Source organism: Bradyrhizobium sp. LHD-71, assembly GCF_031157255.1.
Taxonomy (GTDB): domain Bacteria; phylum Pseudomonadota; class Alphaproteobacteria; order Rhizobiales; family Xanthobacteraceae; genus P52-10.
The window spans coordinates 203,945-226,570 of record NZ_JAVIFX010000008.1; the positions used below are offsets into that span (position 1 = coordinate 203,945).

The 22,626-nt window shown below is 61.7% G+C and carries 19 protein-coding genes and 1 pseudogene; 15 read left to right on the forward strand and 5 right to left on the reverse strand.

All coding sequences use genetic code 11. The features are described from left to right. The first annotated feature begins 252 nt into the window (after nt 1–252). The 3 genes from RCO31_RS11320 (at nt 253) to dinB (ending at nt 4,154) form a co-directional block, all read left to right on the forward strand. A complete protein-coding gene (locus tag RCO31_RS11320; protein ID WP_308968424.1) occupies nt 253–1,872 on the forward strand; it encodes an FAD-dependent monooxygenase in 1,620 nt (539 codons plus the stop codon). Between the two features lie 68 nt (nt 1,873–1,940). Further along, nucleotides 1,941–2,729 (forward strand): alpha/beta hydrolase, encoded by a 789-nt coding sequence (locus RCO31_RS11325; protein ID WP_308968425.1) that lies wholly within the window; start codon nt 1,941–1,943, stop codon nt 2,727–2,729. A 177-nt stretch (nt 2,730–2,906) separates the two neighbouring features. After that, a complete protein-coding gene (gene dinB / locus RCO31_RS11330; RefSeq protein ID WP_308968426.1) occupies nt 2,907–4,154 on the forward strand; it encodes a DNA polymerase IV in 1,248 nt (415 codons plus the stop codon). 84 nt (nt 4,155–4,238) lie between these two features. On the opposite strand, the gene ggt is transcribed toward dinB, so the two are convergent. Then, nucleotides 4,239–5,873 (reverse strand): gamma-glutamyltransferase, encoded by a 1,635-nt coding sequence (ggt, locus tag RCO31_RS11335; protein ID WP_308968427.1) that lies wholly within the window; start codon nt 5,871–5,873, stop codon nt 4,239–4,241. A gap of 117 nt (nt 5,874–5,990) precedes the next feature. Continuing rightward, nucleotides 5,991–6,728, reverse strand: a complete 738-nt coding sequence (locus RCO31_RS11340; protein WP_308968428.1) for a sulfite exporter TauE/SafE family protein — start codon at nt 6,726–6,728, stop codon at nt 5,991–5,993. Nucleotides 6,729–6,932: 204 nt separating this feature from the next. On the opposite strand from RCO31_RS11340, the gene RCO31_RS11345 reads away from it, so the two are divergent. Continuing rightward, complete coding sequence (locus tag RCO31_RS11345; protein WP_308968429.1) at nt 6,933–8,351, forward strand: M20 family metallopeptidase; 1,419 nt, start codon at nt 6,933–6,935, stop codon at nt 8,349–8,351. Nucleotides 8,352–8,636: 285 nt separating this feature from the next. Beyond that, the gene (locus tag RCO31_RS11350) at nt 8,637–8,816 is read left to right on the forward strand and encodes a hypothetical protein (protein ID WP_308968430.1); all 180 of its coding nucleotides are present in this window, start codon (nt 8,637–8,639) and stop codon (nt 8,814–8,816) included. A gap of 51 nt (nt 8,817–8,867) precedes the next feature. Here RCO31_RS11350 and RCO31_RS11355 read toward each other — a convergent pair whose 3' ends face one another. Continuing rightward, a complete protein-coding gene (locus RCO31_RS11355; protein WP_308968431.1) occupies nt 8,868–9,794 on the reverse strand; it encodes a LysR family transcriptional regulator in 927 nt (308 codons plus the stop codon). 115 nt (nt 9,795–9,909) lie between these two features. On the opposite strand from RCO31_RS11355, the gene RCO31_RS11360 reads away from it, so the two are divergent. The 5 genes from RCO31_RS11360 to RCO31_RS11380 are packed head-to-tail and all read left to right on the forward strand — an operon-like array spanning nt 9,910 to nt 14,867. Next, nucleotides 9,910–10,992 carry an LLM class flavin-dependent oxidoreductase gene (locus tag RCO31_RS11360; RefSeq protein ID WP_308968432.1) on the forward strand — a complete coding sequence of 361 codons (1,083 nt, stop codon included), beginning with the start codon at nt 9,910–9,912 and terminating at the stop codon, nt 10,990–10,992. 40 nt (nt 10,993–11,032) lie between these two features. Beyond that, nucleotides 11,033–12,037 carry an ABC transporter substrate-binding protein gene (locus tag RCO31_RS11365; RefSeq protein WP_308968433.1) on the forward strand — a complete coding sequence of 335 codons (1,005 nt, stop codon included), beginning with the start codon at nt 11,033–11,035 and terminating at the stop codon, nt 12,035–12,037. A 5-nt stretch (nt 12,038–12,042) separates the two neighbouring features. Then, nucleotides 12,043–12,888, forward strand: coding sequence for an ABC transporter permease (locus RCO31_RS11370; protein ID WP_308968434.1), 846 nt, complete (start codon nt 12,043–12,045; stop codon nt 12,886–12,888). Nucleotides 12,889–12,896: 8 nt separating this feature from the next. After that, nucleotides 12,897–13,685, forward strand: coding sequence for an ABC transporter ATP-binding protein (locus RCO31_RS11375; protein WP_308968435.1), 789 nt, complete (start codon nt 12,897–12,899; stop codon nt 13,683–13,685). A gap of 24 nt (nt 13,686–13,709) precedes the next feature. Further along, on the forward strand, nt 13,710–14,867 hold the full coding sequence (locus RCO31_RS11380) for a Xaa-Pro peptidase family protein (RefSeq protein ID WP_308968436.1): 1,158 nt from the start codon (nt 13,710–13,712) through the stop codon (nt 14,865–14,867). A gap of 2 nt (nt 14,868–14,869) precedes the next feature. Here RCO31_RS11380 and RCO31_RS11385 read toward each other — a convergent pair whose 3' ends face one another. Then, nucleotides 14,870–16,177: an FAD-binding oxidoreductase gene (locus RCO31_RS11385; protein WP_308968437.1), complete on the reverse strand. Its 1,308-nt coding sequence runs from the start codon at nt 16,175–16,177 to the stop codon at nt 14,870–14,872. A gap of 254 nt (nt 16,178–16,431) precedes the next feature. Here RCO31_RS11385 and RCO31_RS11390 point away from each other — a divergent pair, with 254 nt between their 5' ends. The 4 genes from RCO31_RS11390 (at nt 16,432) to RCO31_RS11405 (ending at nt 19,563) form a co-directional block, all read left to right on the forward strand. Then, on the forward strand, nt 16,432–16,956 hold the full coding sequence (locus RCO31_RS11390; RefSeq protein WP_308968438.1) for a thiamine pyrophosphate-binding protein: 525 nt from the start codon (nt 16,432–16,434) through the stop codon (nt 16,954–16,956). A 5-nt stretch (nt 16,957–16,961) separates the two neighbouring features. Next, entirely contained in the window at nt 16,962–17,549 is a 588-nt protein-coding gene (locus tag RCO31_RS11395) for a thiamine pyrophosphate-dependent enzyme (RefSeq protein WP_308968439.1), read from the forward strand. Between the two features lie 10 nt (nt 17,550–17,559). Then, nucleotides 17,560–18,333 (forward strand): alpha/beta hydrolase, encoded by a 774-nt coding sequence (locus tag RCO31_RS11400; protein ID WP_308968440.1) that lies wholly within the window; start codon nt 17,560–17,562, stop codon nt 18,331–18,333. A 189-nt stretch (nt 18,334–18,522) separates the two neighbouring features. Continuing rightward, nucleotides 18,523–19,563: a D-cysteine desulfhydrase family protein gene (locus RCO31_RS11405; protein ID WP_308968441.1), complete on the forward strand. Its 1,041-nt coding sequence runs from the start codon at nt 18,523–18,525 to the stop codon at nt 19,561–19,563. Between the two features lie 429 nt (nt 19,564–19,992). On the opposite strand, the gene RCO31_RS11410 is transcribed toward RCO31_RS11405, so the two are convergent. After that, nucleotides 19,993–20,826: an alpha/beta hydrolase gene (locus tag RCO31_RS11410; RefSeq protein WP_308968442.1), complete on the reverse strand. Its 834-nt coding sequence runs from the start codon at nt 20,824–20,826 to the stop codon at nt 19,993–19,995. Nucleotides 20,827–21,756: 930 nt separating this feature from the next. On the opposite strand from RCO31_RS11410, the pseudogene RCO31_RS11415 reads away from it, so the two are divergent. Further along, a pseudogene (locus tag RCO31_RS11415) lies at nt 21,757–22,332 on the forward strand (sigma-70 family RNA polymerase sigma factor); the annotation flags it as partial. Nucleotides 22,333–22,626: the final 294 nt, after the last annotated feature.

Below are 22,626 nucleotides of genomic sequence, written 5' to 3' on the forward strand. Positions count from 1 at the left end.
GATCCTTATGGTTGGCGTGCGGAAGAGCCGGCCGGATCCTTCGTCGTGAGTGCGCCGCGCCACCGATTGAATAGGAAGATACGTTTGTCGGGTGCTGCGCCTTGCATCCGTCGATCCTGGGATGTACAGATCGGTAAGTCAATAGTACCGATCCGTAGAAACTGAGATGCCGGCGGTCGTCGCGGGCGGATTGCGGTGTGCCTTCCACTGCCGCATCGCTGCGTCGGCGTGGAACGAGCCTGGAGCGCCAGAATGCTGACTACACCTGTACTGATCGTTGGTGGCGGGCCCGTCGGACTGACGGCTTCGTTGGCGTTGTCGCAGCAAGGTGTGCGTTCGCTGCTGGTGGAGCGACATCCCGGCACAGCCATCCTGCCAAAGGCACGCGGCATCAATGCGCGTACGATGGAGATGTACCGTCAGATGGGCCTGGAAACCGATATTCGTGCTGCGGGAATGCCGCCACGGTTCGGCAAGATGATCTTGTGGGCCGAAAGCCTCGCCGGCAACGAGGTCAAGCGCCTTACGCCTGGTCGCGGTTCGCCGAAGAATCTCGTGACGTCACCAGCTGCAAATTGCGGCTGCTCACAGGATCTGCTCGAACCGGTGCTACGACGGCACGCCGAAGCGCTCGCTCCGGGCGGTCTCCTCTTTTCCACCGAATTGACCGAGATCCTGCCGACCGAAGATGGCGTCACGGGCGTTCTCACCAATCGCGTGACTGGCGAGACCGGTCGGGTCCTTGCGAAGTACGTGATCGCTGCCGATGGCGCCCACAGCCCGTTGCGCGCAATGATCGGCATCGAACGGACGGGCGAACGGGATATCTACGACTCCGTCAATGTTCATTGCCGTGTCGATCTGCGGCCCTGGGTCGATGAGCGGCCGGCAGCACTTTACTACATTGATCAGCCCGATCTGCGCGCGACGTTCTTGACCATCAACGGCAGCGATCGCTGGGGCTTTCTGGTTCATAGCCTGAGTGTCTACGGTTTCAGCAAAGAGAACCTGCCGCCCGAACGGTGCATCGAACTGGTCCGTCAGGCTGTGGGTGTGCCGGACTTGCCGGTTGAGGTTCTCGGCATCAGCTTCTGGAAATGCTCTGCCATGGTCGCCGATAAATTCAGCGCGGGACGGATATTTCTGGCAGGCGATGCGGCCCACGAAACCACGCCGAGCGGCGGGTTTGGACTGAACCTTGGCGTGCAGGATGCACATAATCTGGCCTGGAAGATTGCCGCCGTGCTCGAAGGCTACGCCGATCCATCGCTTCTCAACAGCTACGATGCCGAGCGCCGGCCGCATGCGACAGACGTCGTGAAGGCGACCTACCTGAACATGAGCAGCCTGAAGAGAACCGAGCGGCAGAGCGCGCCAAAGCTGCCGCGCCAAGAATATCTTAATGAACAGGGCCTCGTCTTCGGCGCGCGCTACAAATCCGCAGCGGTTCTCTCCGACGGCTCGGCGCCGCCTCGCGTCGACGATCCCGTCACCGAATACGTACCGTCCGCAACGCCAGGGTGTCGCGCGCCGCATGTCTGGGTCGAGCACAAGGGCGAACGTCTGTCGATGATTGATTTGTTCGGGCGCGACTTCGTTCTGGTTGCGGCGCCGGGCGGCGCTGCATGGCGCGAAGCGGCAAGCCGACAGGTCACACCGCGTGTTGTGCCTTATGTCATCGGCGATGATGTTGTCGATATCGACAACGCGTGGATGGAAGCCTACGGCGTAGTCGAGGGCGGTGCGGTTCTCGTTCGCCCGGACGGATATGTCGCCTGGCGATGTCGCGCATTGTCGCCAAAACCTGCGTCTGCACTCGCGGATGCGCTTAAGATCCTTCTCGGCCATGAGGCCGCCGTGCGAGCGGCCTGAGACGTTCAATCGACGGTGCCGGCAACTCGCCTTTTCCCACGCAACAGGTGCAGAGTCGCGTCATAACCATGCAGCCAGTATCCGTCGTAGACGTCAGAGGCGTTTCCACTGCCTTCAGCCGGAGGGGCTCCGGCGAGCCGGTCCTGTTGATCCACGGCGCGGAGGCCGATCGCACCATGTTCGATGCGTTTGCGAGGCTGCTGGAGCGACGATTCACAGTGATCGCCTATGATCAGCGTGACTCCGGCGCGACACGCAATCCGCCCGTGCCGTACGGTCTCGATGAACTGGCCGAGGACGCAGCCGGGCTGATTACGGCGCTTGGATACGAATGCGTCCACGTCTTCGGCACATCACTCGGCGGTGCGATTGCCCAGGTGCTGGCCCGGCGGCATCCGCAACTGATTGGTCGTCTGGTGCTTGCAAGCACCTTCCGGATCGATGTTTCGCCGTCGTCAGTCAACCCGGGGGTGTTTTCGAAGCTTGCAGCGCTGCGCGCCGAGCTGCCGGGTTCGGCAGCCGAAATCGCGTGCCACTACTATCCTCCGGAATACGTCGCATCTTACCCCGAGGTAGCGGACAGGTTCTGTGGCGGCAGCCGCACCGAGGAGCAAAGGAAACGTCGCGCCGCGATCCTTTCGCGGCCCGTGCCCGGCGATCTCGGTCCGATCGAAGCGACAACTCTGATCCTGGTCGGCGGCGCGGACCGTCTCATCCCGCCGGATCACACAATTGCGCTTGGCCAGATGATTTCCAAGTCGAGTGTCGTCGTCATGCCGGGGATCGGTCATGTGGCGACACGGCAAGCTCCGGAAATGGCTGCGGCCGAAGTCATGACGTTTCTGGAGAAGGCGTAGTCCGTCGCGCTGCCAGAAGCGGATGGATACCGTCTCGTTCGATCGGCATCATCGTGCTGGCCTATCGGGCGGCGACGGCGTTTTCGGCCATATTGCGCGGCCGCTTGACTCCAGCCGTCAATGTTCTCATTATGTTCTCGTCAAAGTGTTCTCAGAACGTCACGGGCGAACTTCGGGATGGCAACGACAGCCACCATCCTGCATGCGGACCTGGACTCCTTCTACGCCTCGGTGGAGCAGCTGCTTGACCCTGCGTTACGCGGCAAACCCATCGCTGTCGGCGGTGGGGTTGTGCTTGCCGCGTCGTACGAAGCGAAGGCCTTTGGGGTGCGCGGAGGCATGCCGGGACGACAAGCGCGCGAGCTCTGCCCGCAGATCGTCTTCGTCGGCGGGCATTTCAAGGAATACCAGCGGCTGGGCGACGCCGCGATCAAGGTGATGGGCGATTTCACGCCGCTCGTGGAACGGATATCCATCGACGAAGCTTTCGCCGATGTTGCGGGCTGCACCCATCTTTTCGGTCCGCCCGCAGAAATTGCCAACGCGATCCGCCAGCGCGTGCGGGCAGAGCTCGGCCTTCCGATTTCAGTCGGTGTGGCGCGCACCAAGCATCTGGCAAAAATTGCTTCGCAGGTGGCCAAGCCCGACGGACTGGTGGTCGTCGACCCCGACGCTGAACTGGAATTTCTGCATTGCTTGCCCGTCGAACTGATGTGGGGCGTGGGTCCGGTCACGAAAGCGCGGCTTGCCGAGACTGGTGTGCTCACGATCGGCCAACTGGCAAAGACGCCCGGATGGTCGCTTGAGCAGCTGCTCGGTCCCGCCGCACGAGATAAGCTTACAGCGCTGGCGTGGAATCGCGATCCACGGAAGATCAAGGTCGACCGCCGCGCGCAGTCGGCGGGGGCGCAATCGGCGCTCGGTCGGAAGCCTGCCGAAGAGCATATTTTTCGACCAACTTTGCGTCACCTTGCTGATCGAATCGGCACGCGGCTCCGCGCCAGGTCCAGGCCCGGCCGAACCGTGACGGTTCGCGTTCGCTTTGCCAGTCTGAATTCAGTCACCCGATCGATCACGCTTGACGCGCCGATTTCCGCGACCGCGATCCTTGCCGAGATTGCCGAGGATCTGGTGCGCGCGGTCCTGGCAGAACATCCCGATGAGAAGATCATCTCGCTGCTGGCGATCTCCGTGTCACATCTCGAGGCGCACTGGGATATCGAACTCGAACTCCCGCTCGGGCTTCACGATGAGCGCCGTCGCCCTGGCACCAAAATAGGCATGGCACGCTCGGCGGCTGATCGTGCGATCGACAAGATCCGCGATCGGTTCGGCTGGAATGCGATCGGATACGGCTCGGTGATGCTGGGTATTGCTCGTTCAGTTCCCGACGAATTTCGCGAACTCGCCGAAAAGGACCTGTGATTGTCACGTCGTGTGGGTTGCGCCGGGCACCCAGCTTGCCTTCAGCGGCGATGCCGCCCGTGACGGGAGCGTCGACCTCGCGAATCAGGCCATCCCGGCAGCATAACCGTCGCGTTGCGGGTCGGCGCCGCCTTCAAGCACACCATCCCAGCAACTGATGCCGTGCGGCGCGGCGAACGGGTAGCTCAGCGGCGATCGCCTGACCTCATAGCCTCTGGCTTCGAGTGCCCTTTGTACGCGCCGGGGAATGCGGTTCGATATATCGATCGCATCGCTTGTGGCGCTGAAGCGCGGAGCCGCAACTGCATCTGCGACCGGCATGCCCCAGTCGAGTACGTTGACCAGCACCTGCAGGACCGCCGGGCCGATCCACGCACCGCCCGGCGCGCCAACGGTGAAGACCGGTGTGCGATCCTCGAAAACGATGGTTGGAGTCATGGAGGAAAAGCGCCGTTTGCCGGGGGCGATCGAGCTTGCGCGGCCGGGACGAGGGTCATACCAGTTCATCGCGCCGTTCAGCATGAAGCCGAGGCCGGGCGGAATGACACCGGAGGGCGTGCCGTTGGTGTGGGTCAGGGAGACGACCATGCCATCCGCATCGATGCAGGACACCGTCGTCGTGTTCTTGTAATCAGCCATTGTGCGCGCAAGTGGCGTCTTCTCACCGCTTCTGATCCTAGCCGCGCATTCTTCGGCATACGCATCCGACAAGAGCTTGCCGAGCGGCGGCTCGGTGAAATCGGGATCGCCGATGAAGCGATCCTTGTCGACGCCGGCGATCTTCATCGCTTCGGCGACGACGGCAATGTACTCCGCCCCGTTGTGCTCAAGGCCGGTCAGGTCGAAACGTTCGAGCGTGCGAAGGATCTGAGCGACATAGATGCCACCCGCGGGCGGAGGGGGCATTGCGATGGTGCGACCCCGGTAGCGGATCGTCAGCGGTGCATTTCGCCGAACCTTGAAGCTTTTAAGATCGTCCAGCGTCATGAGACCACCATTTGCGGCCATGTCGTCGGCCATGCGTTTGGCGATCTCGCCGGTATAGAAGCTCTCGGCGCCATGGCGCGCCAGCATTCGCAACGTGTCGGCAAGGTCCGGATTCGTCACCGCGTCGCCAAGCCGCTTGGGTGCACCGTCTGCGTGCAAGTAAAGCTTTCGTCCGTCCGCCGTGTGCGCGAGCTTCTTCGCATAGGGTATGCGGCCAACCTTCGTTTCGTTCAGGGCGAACATCATGGCGACGTGGGGACGGACGACCCAGCCTTCCTCTGCCAAACTTACGGCTGGATGGAAAAGCTCCGCCCACGGCAGCCTGCCGAATGTCCTGTGTGCATCGCCGAAGACGCGAACGATGCCGGGCGTCGTGACCGCCGTATGGCCGATCTCGTTGACGCCGCCCTTGAGGACGAAACCGTATCCGTCGTCACATTCCTTCTCGAAGATGTTCTGCCACATGCCCGGTGTGCACGCGGCGGGGCAGGTCGACAGGCCGTCGAAGACGAGGCTCTCGCCTTGCTTCGGATCAAAGATGTGCAGGCTGCCGAGGCCGCCGAGCCCGCACATCAGGGGATCGACCACGCCTTGCGCGAGGGCGCAGGCAATCACGGCATCGAGGGCATTGCCACCGGCCTCGAGCGTGACGTGGCCGGCTTCAGCGGCCTCCGGCTGCGGCGCAACGATCATGGCTCTGTAGCGGGGGCGGCGAAGTTGAGGTCGTGCCATGATGGCCTTCCGTGTGCAGTTGAAATCTGACGACCGAACGGAGCAGTGTAGACACAAAAGACTGCTTGCGTGAAATTGTTTCCCGGTCGCTTCGCCTGTAGCTCGTCGCCATCGGCCTCACCTCAGGAGGCCGATCAGATTGAGGGAGCTGACGGCAGTGAGGGCAATTGCAACCAGGACCAAGGCCGCGCGCATAGGCAGCACGCGCAGCAGATAACCGGCGAGCGGTGCGGCGAGCGCGCCGCCGATGACAAGGCCGAGGATTAGTTTGGCGTAAGGTGCGAGATCGAGCTGAGTGACGAAGGTCACCGAAATGCTCAGCGTGACAAAGAATTCGGCCAGGTTGACCGAACCGATCGCGCGCCGCGGCTGATCGCCTCCGGCAATCAGCGTTGAAGCGACCAATGGTCCCCAGCCGCCGCCCGCGGCATCCAGAAAGCCGCCGGTCGCACCGAGCAACGGTCGGGGCGGCCGCCACGTCCCCGAGCGCCAGCCAAACGCCCTGGCGATAATGATCGCCGACATGACCGCGAGATAGATCGTGACGATCGGCTTGATGATGGATTCGGGGAGACCGGCAAGGACGTAGGCGCCAAACACTCCGCCCGCGACGCCGGTGATGGCGAGCTGACCGAACAGTCGTCGGTCGACATTCCTGTTCCAGATGTGCGAGGCTCCCGACATCGCCGTCGTCGCAATCTCGGCCGTATGCACGGCCGCGCTCGCGACGGCCGGAGCCGTGCCGAGCAGGACCAGGGTCGAGCTCGTGATGGTTCCAAACGCCATTCCAAGGGCGCCGTCCACCAGCTGCGCCAGGAAGCCGATCGCGATGAAGGTGAGCAATTCGAGGTCCATTGGCTGGTTCCTACCTACTCGCTGTGACAACCGATGATCGGGCAAGCGGTGTCCGCAAATCCACTGTGATGTCACGTCGTGTGCTATGCAGGGGAAAGGCGAGCCTCCCACAATGCCGGCTGCATGGCTGATATCCGGCCGCGCTGGATAGAAGGCCGCCGAAAATGATAACGTGCATCGACCTTAAGGATCAGAGATCTCAGCATGGACAACCGCAGTGACATTTGGCGTGGCGTTGACGCGATTAAGGGCCGTTTCATCGAGCTGAGTGACAGGGTCTGGGCGATGCCCGAAGTGTGCTACACCGAGGCGCGCTCGTCCGCCGAGCATCTGGCCGAGCTGGAGCATCAGGGCTTCCGTATCACGAGGAACATTGCCGGCATTCCCACCGCCATGATCGGCGAATGGGGTGAGGGCGGACCCGTCATAGCTTTCCTCGGCGAATATGACGCCTTGCCTGGTCTGAGCCAGGAAGCGGATGTGGCCGAACATCGCCCGGTTGAAACGGGAGGCCATGGCCATGGCTGCGGTCACAATCTGCTCGGCTCGGCCGCACTGCTCGCTGCCACCGCCGTGAAGGACTGGCTTGCCGCCAACAAAGTGCCGGGACGTGTCCGCTATTACGGCTGTCCTGCGGAGGAGGGCGGCGCGGCGAAAGCATTCATGGTGCGCGCCGGCGCCTTTGCTGACGCCGACATCGCCATCACCTGGCATCCGCACAGTTTCTGGGAGGTGGTGGTGACGCCATCACTCGCCAACACGCGCGCCGATTTCGTCTTTACCGGCCGCGCGTCGCATGCTGCCGCTGCGCCGCATCTCGGCCGCAGCGCGCTCGATGCGGTGGAATTGATGAATGTCGGCGTCAACTACATGCGCGAGCACATGCCTAGCGACGCCCGCATCCACTATGCATTGCTCGATACGGGCGGAATTGCGCCCAACGTGGTGCAAGCACATGCGCGCGTGCGCTACTCCATTCGCGCTCGCGATCTTCCCGGCATGAACGAGCTGGTGCAACGTGTCCAGAAGGTCGCGCAAGGCGCCGCGCTGATGACCGAGACAAGAATGGAGATGCACATCGTCTCCGCGGTCTCCAACGTCCTGCGCAACACGCCGCTGGAGCAGGCACTTCACAATATTATGGAAGAGCTGGGTCCGCCGCATTTCGATCCGACAGACAAAGAGTTCGCTACCAAGATTCGCTCGACGCTGACCGAGAAGGATATCACCTCGGTTTATCATGCGATCGGTATGGATCCGACCGATCGGCCGCTCGCGGATTTCATCGTTCCACTCGATGCCGAGCGCAACCCTCTTGTCGGATCGACTGACGTTGGTGACGTGAGCTGGGTCGTGCCGACGGTGCAGGTGCACGCGCCGACTGTCGCCATCGGCACCCCCTTCCACACCTGGCAGGTAGTGGCTCAGGGCAAGACGCCGGCCGCGCACAAGGCGATGGTGCAGGCCGCCAAGGCGATGGCCCAGCTCGGCGTGAAGGGCTTGATGGACCCGAAGCTGATCGCCGCAGCCAAGGCGGACCTCGCAAAGCGCACGACTAGCACGCCGTACGTCTGCCCGCTGCCGGATAATGTGGCGCCGCCGCTGACCATGTCCCTGACCTAAGTCCTGAGGCGCGCCGCCAACAGATTGCGCAGCCCGGAAGCGAGGCTGCGCGTTTTGGTGCGAATACCGCTATCCATCAGCCCACCTCGGTCATAGAGGTGGCCGCGGTATTTGGTGACCGCGGTTCACTCGCTCGGGTGGTTGGAACGCCATGCCCACGCTCACGCACATTGCGTCCCCTTCAAGGCTCGCGGATTCAATTCAATATGAGTAGAGGCAACCGAATGTTCGGCTGACGGTTATGCTCCTATGCCGATGCGAGAGCCGCCACCAACTCTTCACCCGATGCACGACTTCAATCCGTTTGAACCTGCGGTCCTTCATGACCGCCTGACGGATACGATCATCACCTGGAGTGGTGAAGATGCGGCGGCGTTCCGCATCCACGGTGTTGAATGCGAGGACGGGACCATCGCCTGGCAAGGATACATATTTGACGGCTGGGGTAATGTGCTTGGCGGCTGATGGAACCGTTGCTGCCGGTTTATGAGAAACCGCTGCCCTGAGTGACCTCAATCATTTGTCGACGTGTTTCGCCGGCCAATGGCCGCTGGCGATCAAGTCGCGCACTCTTTCCCGGATCGTCACCATCAAGGCTTCGAGCGGCTCGGAACGCGGCCGTCCCGACGCTGTCATCATGGCAAGCGGCCACGACATGCGCGGTCGGATCGATCGCGTTTCGAGCTCCTTGCGATCGATTTCATTCTCAAAGGCGCCTTGGCTCAGAACGCTGAACCCGAGACCCTGACGCAACAGGGTGCGGACCAGCGACGTGTCGTCAACCTCCATGATGACGTTCACGGTGGCATTGATGGCAAAAGCGCGCTCTTCCAGGATGCGTCGCGACGCGTGCGACCGGCTTGGAAGGATGAGGGGAAGATTGAGCAGTTCCGCGCTCGTGACGTAGGCGCGCCGCGTCGGCAGCGTACCGCGTTGGCCGACCAGAAACACCTCTTCCTCCAGCAGCGGCACAATGCGAAAGCCCTTCTGTGGCAGTGGTCCGTGCAGGCAGGCGACGTCCGCGCGGCCACGCACCAGCGCCTCGTGGATGTAACCGCTGTAGCCCGAGATGATTTTCAGCGACGTGTTGGGGAAGGATTTGCGATAGCTCTCGACCAGCGGTGGCAACAGGAAATGCCCCACACCCGGCGGAATCGCGATCACGATCGTGCCGGCTGAGCCGCCGGCGCCACTCTTGATCTCCGCAGCGGCGTCCTCGAGTTGTCGCAGGATATGCTGGCTGCGCTCGAACAACAGGCGCCCTGCGTCGGTCGGCGTGGCGCCCAGTCCGTTGCGCACGAGCAGCCGCTTGCCGAGCTCCTGCTCGAGCCGGTCCACTTGCCGGCTGACTGCCGGCTGCGAGATCCGAAGAAATTCCGAAGCGCGGCTGTAGCTGCCGAACTCGACGACTGCCTGAAAATAGCGCAGCGCCCGCGCATCCATTGTTCAACCGCCCAAGGGCTCGGAAACAAAAGGTTATAAACACTATGAGGATTATGCCTTGGACGCAAGGCGCCGCCGCCGACTAGGCTTCCCAACTGTCGAGCGGAGGTGTGCAATGAAATTCGGCCTGATGACGCAGTTGCAGATTCCACGGCCGTGGGAGCCCAACGCGGAGTTGACGACTTATCGTAATGTGATCGAGCAGGCGGTGGCCGGCGAGGCGGCGGGTTTTCACTACTACTGGCTGACTGAAATGCACTTCTTCAAGCAAATCGGTCATAGTCCGTGTCCGGATCTGCTGCATGCGGCGATCAGTCAGCGCACCAGCAGAATCAGGCTTGGCTTCGCGGTCCTGCTGCTGACCACGCACAATCCCTACATGCTGGCCGAGCGGATCGCGACTGCCGACCTGCTGAGCAACGGTCGGGTCGAGTTCGGCTTCGGCCGCGGCTCGACGCCCTACATGACCGAAGCCTTCGGCGTGAAGAAGGAGGAAAGCTTTTCGATCGCAAACGAGGCGCTCGAGGCCGTGATGAAGATGTTCGAGAGCGAGCACTTCTCCGGCTATAAGGGCAAGCATTTCGATCTTCCGCCGCGGCACATCCTGCCGCGTCCGATTCAGGCGCCGCATCCGCCGCTATGGATCGCGGCCTCCAATCTCAGCACCTACGAGCATGCCGCGAAGCAGGGCGTCGGCATCATCGGTGTGACGCGCAACAGCATCAGTGAGACCCGATCGGCAATTCGCACCTATCGCGAGACAATCCGCTCGGCCGATCCGAAGGGCTTTGTCGGCAAAGTGTCGAACGAGAATGTCGCCGCGTTCGCGCTCGCCTGCTGCCATGAGGACGATCGTATCGGCAAGGACATCGCTTGCGCGGCAGCGCGCTGGTACAATGGCGACAACGACGCCGAGCTCAACCATGTGCGCTTCGCGACCGCCGGAGGCAAGGAAGCGGTGGTGGCGAAATTCCGAGCGCGCTCGAACGATCAGCTGCTTGCTGACGGCATGGCGATCGGCGGCAACCCGGATTCGATCTGTCGCCAGGTTGAGCAATGGGCGGAAGCCGGACTCGACCAGCTGATCTTCGTGCTGCAGGCGGGCGAAACGACGCATGATCAGGTCCTGAGGTCGATCGACCTGATTGGCGAGAAGGTGATCCCGCGTTTTGAAGTGAAGGAGCATGCGGCAGCCTGACCGCCGCGGAAATCCAACGTACAGTCGTTAGGAGAACACCATGGGTCGCCTGCCGAGGTTGCTTGTCGCAAGTCTCCCGTTTGCCCTGCTCAACTTCCTGGTTTTTGCAATCGATGCCGGCAGAGCGCCGGCGCTCGCTCAAAACGTCAAGCTCGACGTTGCGCTGTCGAACGGTTGGTGGGGGCATGTTCCGATCATGCTTGCAATCGAGAAGGGGTACTTCAAGGAGCTCGGCATCGATCTTGAAGTGAAGGCAATTGCGAGCTCAGCGGATCGAATTCGCGCGCTGACTGCAGGGTCGGTTGCCTTCAGCAATCTTGGTCGTATCGCCGTGATCAGCGAAATGGCGAACGATAACAAGTCGTTCTACTTTTTCGCCAATGTCGATGACAGTCCCGGTAACGAAGGGTGTTGGGCGCGGCAAGGCTTCGCGTCATTCAAGGATCTCAAAGGCAAGAAAGTCGCGGCGAACACGTCCGCGCAGATCACCTTGAACGGTCTCCTCGAAAACGAGGGCATGACCGAAAAGGATGTGCAGTTCGTCAACCTGCCGGGTGGCGAGATGGCCGGTGCCATAGCGCGGGGCGACGTCGATGCGGCGTGTGTCTGGGAGCCGTTGTTCACCAACGTCAAGAACGCAGCCCCCGGCGGCAAGCTGCTTGGCACCGACATGGACACGCCGAACTACAAGAAGTTCGGCACCATGGCCTCGCCCGATATCATGATCATCTCGCGCAAGCTGGTCGATGAAAGCCCCGACCAGGCGCGGAAGATCGCGACGGCGATCTTCAAAGGAGTGGAGTACACCAACGAGAATCCTGAAGACACGGCCAAGGCCGTGGCGCACTATTTCCGGCAGGATCCGCAGGTCGTGCTCGCTGCCATGAAACAGTTCAAATATTTCGGCGCCGAGAACTGGCCGGAACACATGCGGCTGCATACCGGACAAATGGAGTATCTGTCCAAGTGGCTGGCCGACAATGGCAAGATAGCGAGAGCGCCGGACGTGAAGGTCTGGGAGAATGTGAGCTTTATCCCGAAGTGAGTTCCGTGACCGACATAGCCAACGAGCGGCCGACCGGCGCGCTTGCCGAACAGCCGGCAGCGGCTGAGCGACCGGCCACTCGGGTCAGGCGGTCGGCGTTGTTGCTCGCGATCAGCACGCTTTCGGTGCTGACCGTGCTGGGGGTCTGGTACATCTCGACCGAGCGTGGCTGGGTATCGCCCGTCTTCCTTCCCAAGCCGGGCAGGGTGATCAATGAGGGGTTCGAGAACCTTGCGAACGGTCAGCTCGGCAAGGACATCTGGATGTCCACGCAGCGTGTTCTGCTCGGTTTTGCGCTCGCCGGCATCGTCGCGATCCCGCTCGGAGTTATCATGGCGGTGTGGGCTCCCGCCAAAGCCGCGATGGATCCGTTCGTCTCCTTGTTGCGACCGTTGCCCTCGATCACCTGGATTCCGCTGACCATGCTCTGGCTTGGTATCGGCGAAGGGCAGAAGGTTGCCATCGTGTTCATGGGGTCGTGGATCTATATCCTGCTCTATACGGTTGAGAGCACCAGACGGGTGGATCCGCTTTTGATCCGGGCCGCGCGAAACCTCGGGGCCAGCGATGTTGGCGTCATGCTGCACGTGATCCTGCCCGGCGCGCTGCCTGGTATCATCGCCGGGTTGAAAGTCACGCTGGCGATTTCCTGGTCCTGCGTCCTTTCCGCCGAAATGATCGCAGCACAGAATGGCCTCGGCGCATTGATCTGGCAGGGCAAGGACTGGGGCAACCTCGCGCTCGTCCTGGTCGGCATGTTGTGCATCTCGCTCGTCGTGCTGGTCACCGATAAGCTTGCAAACATGCTCGAGCGGCTGTTGTTGCCCTGGGAACGGCATCAGAGAACATGATGGAAACAATGTCGCCCATTCTTGCCGCGCACAGGGTCAGCAAGACGTTCACAAACGCCAAAGACCAGCAGGTCCTCGCAGTCGACGATCTTTCGCTCGAGATCGACGAGGGTGAGTTCATCTGTCTGCTCGGCGCATCGGGTTGTGGAAAATCGACGATCCTCAACATGTTCGCCGGTTTCATCCAGCCGACAGCAGGCGAGGTGCTGTTGCGCGGACAGAAGATCCTGAAAGTCGAGCCGCGCTGCGGCATGATTTTCCAGTCCTATGCGCTGTTTCCATGGAAGACGGTGCGCGGCAATGTGGAATTCGGTTTGCGTATGAAAGGACTATCGCGAACCGAACGTCGCGAGCGTGCCGCAGATTTCATCGCGATGGTCAACCTTCGCGGCTTCGAGGAGCATTATCCGGCCGAGCTTTCCGGCGGTATGCAGCAGCGCGTGACGATCGCGCGCATGCTGGCGGCCGATCCCGAGGTGTTGCTGATGGACGAGCCGTTCGCGGCGCTCGATGCCATGACGCGACAGGTCATGCAGGAGGAGCTGCTCAAGATCCATCAGCAGAGCGGAAAAACCATTGTGTTCATTACCCACTCGATCGATGAAGCGCTTCTCCTGTCGTCGCGCCTGGTCGTGATGTCTGCCCGGCCCGGCCGGATCAAGGCAGTCATTCCGAACGAGCTGCCGGCGCCGCGACAGATCGCGGTGCAGTTCTCGCCGCAGTATGGCGAACTCAAATCGGCCGTCTGGAGCCTGATCGAAAGCGAAGTGCGACGGCACGGCACTGCGCCAGACTAAGAACCCTGTTGAGGGAAAGCGGAAATGTCCAAGCAAGATTTCACGAAAGAAGAATTCGCAGGCCGGCTAAGCCGGACACGCGAAGCGATCGGCAAAGCCGGCCTCGACTGGCTGCTGGTGATCCATCCTGTATCGATGCGCTGGCTGATCGGCCAGGACAACAAGAGCTACACGGCGTTCCAGTGCCTGCCGGTTTCAGCCGCGCCCGGTAAACTCGCCGTGTTCACGCGTGAGATGGAGCGCAACGAGTTCGAGGCCGACTCGATGGCGGATGAAGTGCGCAGCTATAATGGCCGCGAGCCGGAAGATCCGATGGAGGCTTTCGCCAGGTTCGCCGATGAACTTGGACTGAGGACGGCCCGCGTCGGCATGGAGGTGCCGCCCTATTACTTGCATCCGCATCACTACGTGAAGCTGAGAGACCTGCTCGGGCCAGCGCTGGTTGCCGAGCCGAATAATCTGATCAACGGCCTAAAGCTTACCAAGTCGGCGCAGGAACTCGATTACCATCGCCGCTCTGCGCGGATCGCCGCGGACGCGTGGACCGCGCTGCTGTCGGTGGCGCGCGAGGGGGCAACTGAACTGGAACTGTCAGCCGCCGCCTACCAGAAGATCCTGTCCTCGGGCAGTTTCTTGCCGGCGAGCACGATGAACCTGATGACCGGTGAGCGCAGCGCATTCGCGCTCGGCGGACCGACGGAGAGGCGCATGCAACGCGGCGACACCGGACTGGTCGAGCTTGGGGGAGCGTATAAGCGCTACACCTCCACGCTCGGCCGTCAATGGTCGATCGGCAAACCGGGCGCGCGGCTAAAGGAGCTGCATAGGGTGGTCTGCGACGCTTCGGATGCGGCGATCGCCGAGATGAAGGCCGGAGCCCCGGCGATCAACGCTCATGAGGCGCTGAAAAGCGTGATCGCACGTGCCGGGCTCGACCACTACCGGCAGCACACGTCCGGTTACGGCATGGCGCCCGGCTTTCCGCCCTCCTGGGGCGAGCCGACCAATATGTTCGGCGGCAGCAACGATGTACTGCAGGCCAATATGGTGATGACAGTCGAGCCTGGCCTGTTCAGCAAAGAGGAAGGTCTCGGTGTGCGTCTGATCGACAACGTCATCATCACGGAGACCGGCGTCGAGCGTCTTTCGACCACGCCGCGCGAGATCGCGACGGTTGAATGAGCTTATCGTGTTGTGGCATCGATGCGATCGAGCCATCGCTTGGTCGAAACCACCGTGGCGACAACCAGCGCCGCCGCATCGTGCAGCGGCAGCGGCCGCAACGGTCTGACCGGAAATACTGTCGCGTTGTCGCCGGCGCCGCGGGCGAGCGCCGCAAGGTCGCGACCGAGCAGGCTCGCGGCAGCGAGACCGCGGCCGTTGCAACCGACTGCGCTCCACACGCCTTCAGCCAGCCGATGAATGTGCGGATACTGATCCGTGGTGAGCGCGATCCAGCCGCTCCAGCTGTTCTCGACGTGTGGCGCGGGCAGTCGGGGATAGAGCTCGCGCAGTCGTCGCTGAACCATCCTTGCCGCGTCCGCCCGACCAGGGACGAAAGATGCGCCGTCGATCGAAACGTGCAGGCGTCCGCCGAACTTGCGCACGCCCGAATAAAGACGCCTCGTATCGGTCAGCGGCTGTCCCTGCGGCAGGATGTCCGCAAGCACGCCTTCGGGCAGTGGCTCGGTGACGGCTCCGTGCACCAGGAACGGCACCACGCTGCGCGCGAGGTCCGGCCACAGCGGTCCCGAATACGCATTGGTTGCGATGATCACTTTTTCAGCGGTGAGCTGGCGCGTGCCGCAGATGATGTCCCATTCCGAACCGCGCGGGGCGATGCGGTCGACGCGCGTGACGGGGTGGATCAACGCGCCATGTGCGGCCGCCGCCCGGGCGAGGCCGCGCGCATAGGCAAGTGGATCGAGATGGAAGCCGCGTGGATCGAGCAGCACTGCCGGGTAGAAATCGCTGCCGACGAGATCAGCAGCGGCACTGCCGTAGAACATCTTGGCCGGCGCGCCGCGCAGTGCGGCGGCGGTCGCTTCGAGCTGAGCGGATCCTGCTTTGGTGCGCGCGCCGATGAGGATGCCGGTACGCGTTGCCGCGCATGCGATCTGGTAACGCTCGATGAACGCGGCCACCTCGGCCGGCGCGACAGCGACAGCCGCCGAGAGTCTTGTGCCGCGCTCTTCGCCGAGATCGGCAATGATCTTTTCATGACTGTGCTTGAGATATGGGACGAGCTGGCCGAACGCGCGGCCGGAGGCGCCATGCCCGACCTCATGGCTTTCCAGCACAGCGACGCTCGCGCCGTTCGTCGCAAGGTTGTAGGCCGTCCAGAGGCCCGTTATCCCGCCACCGACGATTGCGACGTCGACACGGTTGTCCCACCCCTTGGCGGCCGGCACCGTCGGCTCGACGCCGGCCGCGCCATAGAGCGAGGGAGGAGCGCTCGTGTCGTTGGTGACGCGACGTTGAATCAGGCCCATGCAGTGCCTCGATCGATTGGACGGCATGCTGACACATCGAGCGGAAGCAGGAAAGCACGCCGGCAAAACGCGAGGGCAGCGGTGCCTCGTGCCAGCGCGTTTGCAAGCTACAGCCGCAAGCGTCATTCGAGTGACGTCGGCATGCAGATATCAGTGACGGCAGCACTTGCGCCTGAAGGTAAAATGGGCGTTATCTTGAGGCGAACCAGTCGGGAAACGCGACGGATCAACGAGCAGCAACAGGACTACAGTTAATGACAGAGGAAACGCACTGGTCGGATGAGGTGTTTCGCGAGATCAAGAAACGCGAGATCGATACCGTATGCACGATACCCGATGGTGGGCTGACCCGGCTGCTCAATCTGGTGAAGGCGGATCGTGATATGCGGCTGATCACGCTCACCACCGAAGAGGAGGGGATGGGCATCGTGACCGGCCAATGGCTGGGGGGCAAGCGTTCGATGATCGCGATGCAATCTTCCGGCGTCGGAAATTGCATCAATGCGCTCGGTCTGCCCGCCGTGATGCGTGCACCATGTCTGATGCTGGTGACCATGCGCGGCCAGTGGGGTGAGTTCAATCCCTGGCAGGTACAGATGGGCCAGGCGACTCGACCGGTCCTCGAGGCGGTCGGCGTCAAATGCTTTCCGGCCGACGATCCAAAGGATGTTGCGCCGGCTTTCGTCGGTGCAGCGGACCTCGCGTTCCAGGGCGGCTTTTCCTGCGCGGTGCTGGTTTCGCAGCAGGTGATCGGCGCCAAAGGTTTCGGACAGAAGTGAGCACAATGGCAACGTCGAACAAGATCAATCGCCGTCCCTTCGTCGCAACATTGCTGGCGCAACGCGGCAATGCGCTGGTGATTCCGGGTCTCGGTTCACCCACCTGGGATTGCTCCGCGGCAGGCGACAGTCCGGAATATCTTTACTCCTGGGGCGGCATGGGGCTCGCGGTGCCGACCGCGCTCGGTGTCGCGCTCGCACGCCCCGACCGGCGCGTGCTCGCGTTGACCGGGGATGGAGAGATGCTGATGGGCATCGGATCGCTCGGCGTGGTGAGCGCGCAGGGTGCGAAGAACCTTTCCATCCTGGTGCTCGATAATGAAAGCTTCGGGGAAACCGGGCGGCAGACCGGGCTGACGTCGGAACGGGCTGACCTGTGCGCGGTCGCGCGCGGCTTCGGCATCAGTCGAACCATGCACGTCACCGAACAGGGCAAGGCGGATGAACTTGCAAGCTTCCTCTTCAAGGAAGAAGGGCCGTGCTTTGCTGTTGCCAAGATCGCCTTGTCCGAAGATCCATGGAGCCTGCCCGTAAAGGATGGAACAGCGATCGCGCGGCGCTTCCGTATTGCGCTTGGAGTCGAGAAGGCATGAGGTCGAACGAATGCCGATGATCGGTGACATCCATTACGAAGAGCATGGCGCGGGCCCTCCAGTGATGCTGGTGACCGGCCTGAGCGGGGTGAAGACCTCGTGGGCTGCGCAGGTGCCGCGCCTCGCACCGCAGTTTCGGCTGATTACCCATGATCATCGCGGCACCGGCGAGAGCGTCCAGAGCCTGATCACCTATTCGGTTGAACAGATGGCCCGCGATGCGCTCACGTTGATGGATGGTCTGGGAATCACGCGCGCGGACTTCGTCGGGCATTCGACGGGCGGCGCCATCGTCCAATGGATTGCGTTGAACGCGCCGGAGCGGATCTCTCGCGCAGTGCTTTCCTCGACCTGGTCGGCACCGGACCCCTATTTCGTTCGCAGCTTCGAATTTCGCAAGGATGTGCTGCGAAAGCTCGGGCCTGACGGCTATGTGCGGGCGTCGTCTTTTTCAATGTATCCGCCCGACTGGTTCACGGCCAATGAAGCGAGCGTCCGCCGCGCCGAAGAAGCATCGCTGGCGCGCTTTCCTGCGACCGATATCGTGCTCAGCCGGATCGATGCGATCTGCCGCTTCGATCTTGCCGACCGATTGGGCGAGATCAAGATTCCGACCCTGATTACCTGCGCTGAGGACGACCGCGTCACGCCAGTCTATCTGTCGCATGCGATCGCCGAGCGCATCCTGCATGCCCGGAAAGTCATCTTTCCCTGGGGCGGCCATGCGTCGCCGACGCTGAATGCGGACGACTACGCCGCCCTTGTGCGCATGTTCCTGAGTTGAACTCTCGATGACTTCCGGGACGTTGGACGTGGCGCTGCCGTTCCTGGGCGTTGTTGCGCGCAAGCGACGAGCTTCCGCCGAGCGCTTCGTCCGTCTTTCGATGCTCATAACGCGAGACCGATCATCATGCTGTAGCGCCGGGGTAGGCAAATTCTTGTCGGCTCGTGAAGCGGGGTCTACATTCTCGCCATGGAACAGCCGCTCTATTCGGACCTGGAGAACCGGCTCGCCCGATATGGGCGTGTTGGCCTTGCAAATCTGCCGACGCCTCTGCAGCCGCTCAAGAGGCTTACCGAACATCTTGGTGGACCTCAGCTTTGGGTGAAGCGGGAGGACTGCACAGGTCTTGGATTTGGCGGTAACAAGCTGCGCAAGCTGGACTATGTGCTGCGAGAAGCGCTCGATGCCGGGGCCGACACACTCGTTTCAGGTGGTGTTGTCCAGTCGAACAGTCAGCGACAGGTGGCCGCCGTCGCAGCCAAGCTCGGTCTGGAGTGCCATCTGGCCGTCTACCATGGCCGTTTGAAACCGCCCACACCGGAATACGAAACGTCCGGCAATGTCCTGCTGAACAAACTGTTCGGTGCTCAGCTTCACCATGTCCCGTGGACTGGCGATCGCAATCTCGCGATCAGGACGCTCGCGGAGAAGCTGTCGAACGAAGGCCGTCGCCCTTACGTGGTGCCGTACGGCGTCTCGAATGGCCTTGGCGCCATAGGTTACGCCACAACGGTTTTGGAGATTGCCCGGCAGAGCCAGGCGTGCGGGTTCGCTCCGCGCGCAGTCGCGCACTGTTCCGGCAGTGGTGGGACGCAGGCGGGTCTCGTTGTAGGAGCAGCCTTGGCGATGCCGAATACGGACATCGTCGGCATCGACATCGATGCGGAGCCGGATCGCGTTCGTGCAGACGTCTTGCGGTACGGGGCCGAGGCGGCGGAAATGCTCGGCACGTCCTTCTCAAATGAACGAGTCGAGGTCGTTGCCGGGCATGCGGGGCCCGCCTACGGCGTTCCCCATGACGCGACCATCGAAGCCATAAGACTTGCAGGGCGGTTGGAAGCCCTGGTGCTCGATCCTGTCTATTCAGGCAAAGGGCTTGCGGGCCTGATCGCGATGATCCGCAGTGGTCGCTGGACGCGCGACGACCACATCGTGTTCGTTCATACGGGCGGAGAACCCGCACTCTTTGCCTACGGAAGCGCGCTACTCAGCAGCGCTGACGGAGCATGATTTCGTTCGGGAGAAGCCGATCCTGATCGTTTGCTTCAGCAGCCCCTGCAAATCATGAGCTTGCGTTTTAGGGTGGCCGTCTCGCGCTCGTCCAGCAGGTCCGGCCTTGACGCCTGAGGAATGTCGGCGGCCCGCGGCTGCCGGTGGCCCACAGGTGCGGTGATCGGTGCTCGTCCATTGTAACTCTCGAATTGCGGTACAGGCAGCTCCTGAGCCGCGATTGGGCTCGTGAGAAGCAACAGCGGCGTCGCGATGGATAGGGTAAGCCAGGTTGTCCGGCAGGATGCTCTCCGGGGAACTGAGGTCGCGATTCTTGGATTGAATGCTTCCGACATTTCTTTCTCTCCTAACAATTGGTTGACTCGTCAGATCAGCACTTCGTCCAGCCCTCGCGGCCCCGCACATCAACGGCTGCTGTTCGCGAGAAGGCTAGGCCGCAGCAATGAACGAGAGCAGTTCGGCGTTGACGACGTCGGCATGGGTCGTGCACATGCCGTGCGGCAGCTTCTCGTATATTTTCAGGGCGCTGTTTTTCAGGAGCTTGGCCGACAGGGGCGCTGAGTCGGCGACAGGCACGATCTGATCGTCATCACCGTGCAGAACGAGCGTGGGTACAGTGATGCGTTTCAGATCTTCGCTGAAGTCTGTTTCCGAGAACGCCTTGATGCCGTCGTGGTGCGCCTTGGCGCTGCCCATCATGCCCTGGCGCCACCAATTCCGGATGATCGCCTGCGATGGTTTGGCGTCCGGACGGTTGTAGCCGTAGAAGGGTCCGCTCGCGAAATCGAGATAGAATTGCGCTCTGTTGGCGACGAGCTCTTTGCGCAGGCCATCAAAAACCTCGATCGGCAGGCCGCCAGGATTTGCTGCTGTCTTCAGCATGAGCGGCGGCACGGCGCCGATCAGCACCAGCTTCGCCACACGGCCATTGCCGTAACGCGCGACATAACGCGCCGCCTCGCCGCCGCCAGTGGAATGGCCGATGTGAATGGCGTTGCGAAGCCCGAGCTGGTCGACCACTGCGGCAACGTCAGCGGCGTAGTGATCCATATCGTGGCCGTCGCTCACCTGGCTGGAGCGGCCGTGACCGCGACGGTCATGGGCGACGACGCGGTAGCCTTTACCGACGAAGTAAAGCATCTGGGTATCCCAGTCGTCGGAGCTTAGTGGCCAGCCGTGGTGAAAGACGATCGGCTGAGCGGTCTTCGGGCCCCAGTCCTTGTAGAAGATATGGACACCATCGTTCGTCGTTACGGTCGTCATCGGTTCGCTCCTTTGATTAGGTTGAGATGAAGTCTTGATCTCCCCGCCTGCCGCCGAAGAAAGGCGAGGGGTGATTGAAAGCGCGGACATGAGTCCGGTCACGAGAACGCTGCGTCGCGATGCGATCGGCAACTGGTTGAGTGGAAGGCTCCAGATCATCGTTTCTCTCCGTTACATGGACCCGAAATTACCGAACTCATCCTGCGGCTGCGCCAGAGCGATTGCTGTGCCCGCATCGCGATTGCGGTTAACGTGTTCGTCGCCGCCAATCATCAGGGTTTCGCCGGTCAGCCGCTTGCATGCCGCAGCAAAGGTCTCGGCGAGCTGCGACCGAGCGTCGTCGCAATCGACACAATCGATTTGTCCGTGTTGCGTACGATTGTCCGAAACCGTTACGTCTCCAACGAACGGTTACGGCAAATGCCGCGCAACTACATCGCGCAGCAGTCTAGTTCATTGGCCAAAGCGGATAGATTGACCTGTACTTGGGGCTAGTGCGAACAGAAAGCGATGGCCGTGAGCGGGTCGCAAGCGACCGAATCGTGGTCAATGCGCGGCACGCGTCGCTACGCCGCGCACCCCTCCGCATCATGCTTTCTGGTTAGTGCACCCTACACCAGGAGGTTAGAGGCACGAGCCCCTCGTAGAGTAGCGCGGACTACGCAACGCGACGCATCCTTGCTCCATCTCGTCAACATCAGGCGGAGAGGGCAAATGACCATGTACCAGGCTGAACAAGAAGCGCAAACCCCGGCTCGTCGGTTGCGGCGGAAAATCAGTTCATCCGGTGGTGCGCCTGATCGCCCAATCGCGATGCAGGCTGACTCGATCGGAAAACATCGCAACCTGAAAAGTCCTCAGCCTGGTGCGGCCGGCGATGACGAGTTGGCCTATGCCGTCTGCAAGCCGACGCGTCGTCGAGCGCTTGCGTTGCCCGATCGTGCAGCGGATCGTAACCTCCAAGAGGAGGCCTCTGACGAGATGCTTCTGAAGAGCGTTGCGGAAGGCGACAAAGCCGCTATGCACATCATGTTCGCCCGTCACCGCGCAAAGGTCTTCAGCTTCATCCATCGGATGGTTCGCAATCCTGGAATTGCAGACGATATCGTCAGTCAGGTGTTCCTGGATGTTTGGCGCTCCGCAAACAGATTCGAAGGCCGCTCGCGCGTTTCCACATGGCTGCTTTCGATCGCCCGGTTCAAGGCGTTGAACCTGCTGAAAGAGCGCACACACGAGCATATCGACCAGCATCATGTACTTCGAGTGGCGGATGCCGGTGACAGTCCGGAAGTGGCGCTCGATCGCAAGGAGACGAACTGCATTTTGCAGGCATGTCTGGACAAGCTGTCGCCGGCTCATCGCGAAATCATCGATCTGTTCTACTATCGGGAAAAGTCGATCGCCGAAGTGAGCGAGATGGTCGGCATCCCGCGGGCCACCGTGAAGAGCCGAGTGTTCTATGCACGCAAACACCTGGCGAGCATTCTCTTGGACGCCGGTTTCGAGGCTGCGATGTCTCGCGATAGAGACAAGACGAATAGAGTTTTCAGGAATGGCGCGGCTGGATTTTCCGCAATTGCCTCTACAGAACGTCAACCGAGCGGGCTTTGAATACCGAACCTGAAGTCCATATTCATGACAGGCGCTTTAAGCAGACGAACCCTTCCTGAGGAGAGCTCAACGTGAAATCTACTGCTGCTATTTGCCTCGTGTCAGCGCTTTCATTCGTATCATTCGTAACCGCGGCCTCTGCCGGATCGGGACGATCGCCCTACGACGGGTCCTGGAGCTTGAACTTTG

Bases quoted from the DNA above. Each gene is read 5' to 3' on its own strand.
- RCO31_RS11320 (WP_308968424.1), top strand. From the start codon at position 253: ATGCTGACTACACCTGTACTGATCGTTGGTGGCGGGCCCGTCGGACTG.
- RCO31_RS11325 (WP_308968425.1), top strand. From the start codon at position 1,941: ATGCAGCCAGTATCCGTCGTAGACGTCAGAGGCGTTTCCACTGCCTTC.
- dinB (WP_308968426.1), top strand. From the start codon at position 2,907: ATGGCAACGACAGCCACCATCCTGCATGCGGACCTGGACTCCTTCTAC.
- ggt (WP_308968427.1), bottom strand. From the start codon at position 5,873: ATGGCACGACCTCAACTTCGCCGCCCCCGCTACAGAGCCATGATCGTT.
- RCO31_RS11340 (WP_308968428.1), bottom strand. From the start codon at position 6,728: ATGGACCTCGAATTGCTCACCTTCATCGCGATCGGCTTCCTGGCGCAG.
- RCO31_RS11345 (WP_308968429.1), top strand. From the start codon at position 6,933: ATGGACAACCGCAGTGACATTTGGCGTGGCGTTGACGCGATTAAGGGC.
- RCO31_RS11350 (WP_308968430.1), top strand. From the start codon at position 8,637: ATGCACGACTTCAATCCGTTTGAACCTGCGGTCCTTCATGACCGCCTG.
- RCO31_RS11355 (WP_308968431.1), bottom strand. From the start codon at position 9,794: ATGGATGCGCGGGCGCTGCGCTATTTTCAGGCAGTCGTCGAGTTCGGC.
- RCO31_RS11360 (WP_308968432.1), top strand. From the start codon at position 9,910: ATGAAATTCGGCCTGATGACGCAGTTGCAGATTCCACGGCCGTGGGAG.
- RCO31_RS11365 (WP_308968433.1), top strand. From the start codon at position 11,033: ATGGGTCGCCTGCCGAGGTTGCTTGTCGCAAGTCTCCCGTTTGCCCTG.
- RCO31_RS11375 (WP_308968435.1), top strand. From the start codon at position 12,897: ATGTCGCCCATTCTTGCCGCGCACAGGGTCAGCAAGACGTTCACAAAC.
- RCO31_RS11380 (WP_308968436.1), top strand. From the start codon at position 13,710: ATGTCCAAGCAAGATTTCACGAAAGAAGAATTCGCAGGCCGGCTAAGC.
- RCO31_RS11385 (WP_308968437.1), bottom strand. From the start codon at position 16,177: ATGGGCCTGATTCAACGTCGCGTCACCAACGACACGAGCGCTCCTCCC.
- RCO31_RS11390 (WP_308968438.1), top strand. From the start codon at position 16,432: ATGACAGAGGAAACGCACTGGTCGGATGAGGTGTTTCGCGAGATCAAG.
- RCO31_RS11395 (WP_308968439.1), top strand. From the start codon at position 16,962: ATGGCAACGTCGAACAAGATCAATCGCCGTCCCTTCGTCGCAACATTG.
- RCO31_RS11400 (WP_308968440.1), top strand. From the start codon at position 17,560: ATGCCGATGATCGGTGACATCCATTACGAAGAGCATGGCGCGGGCCCT.
- RCO31_RS11405 (WP_308968441.1), top strand. From the start codon at position 18,523: ATGGAACAGCCGCTCTATTCGGACCTGGAGAACCGGCTCGCCCGATAT.
- RCO31_RS11410 (WP_308968442.1), bottom strand. From the start codon at position 20,826: ATGACGACCGTAACGACGAACGATGGTGTCCATATCTTCTACAAGGAC.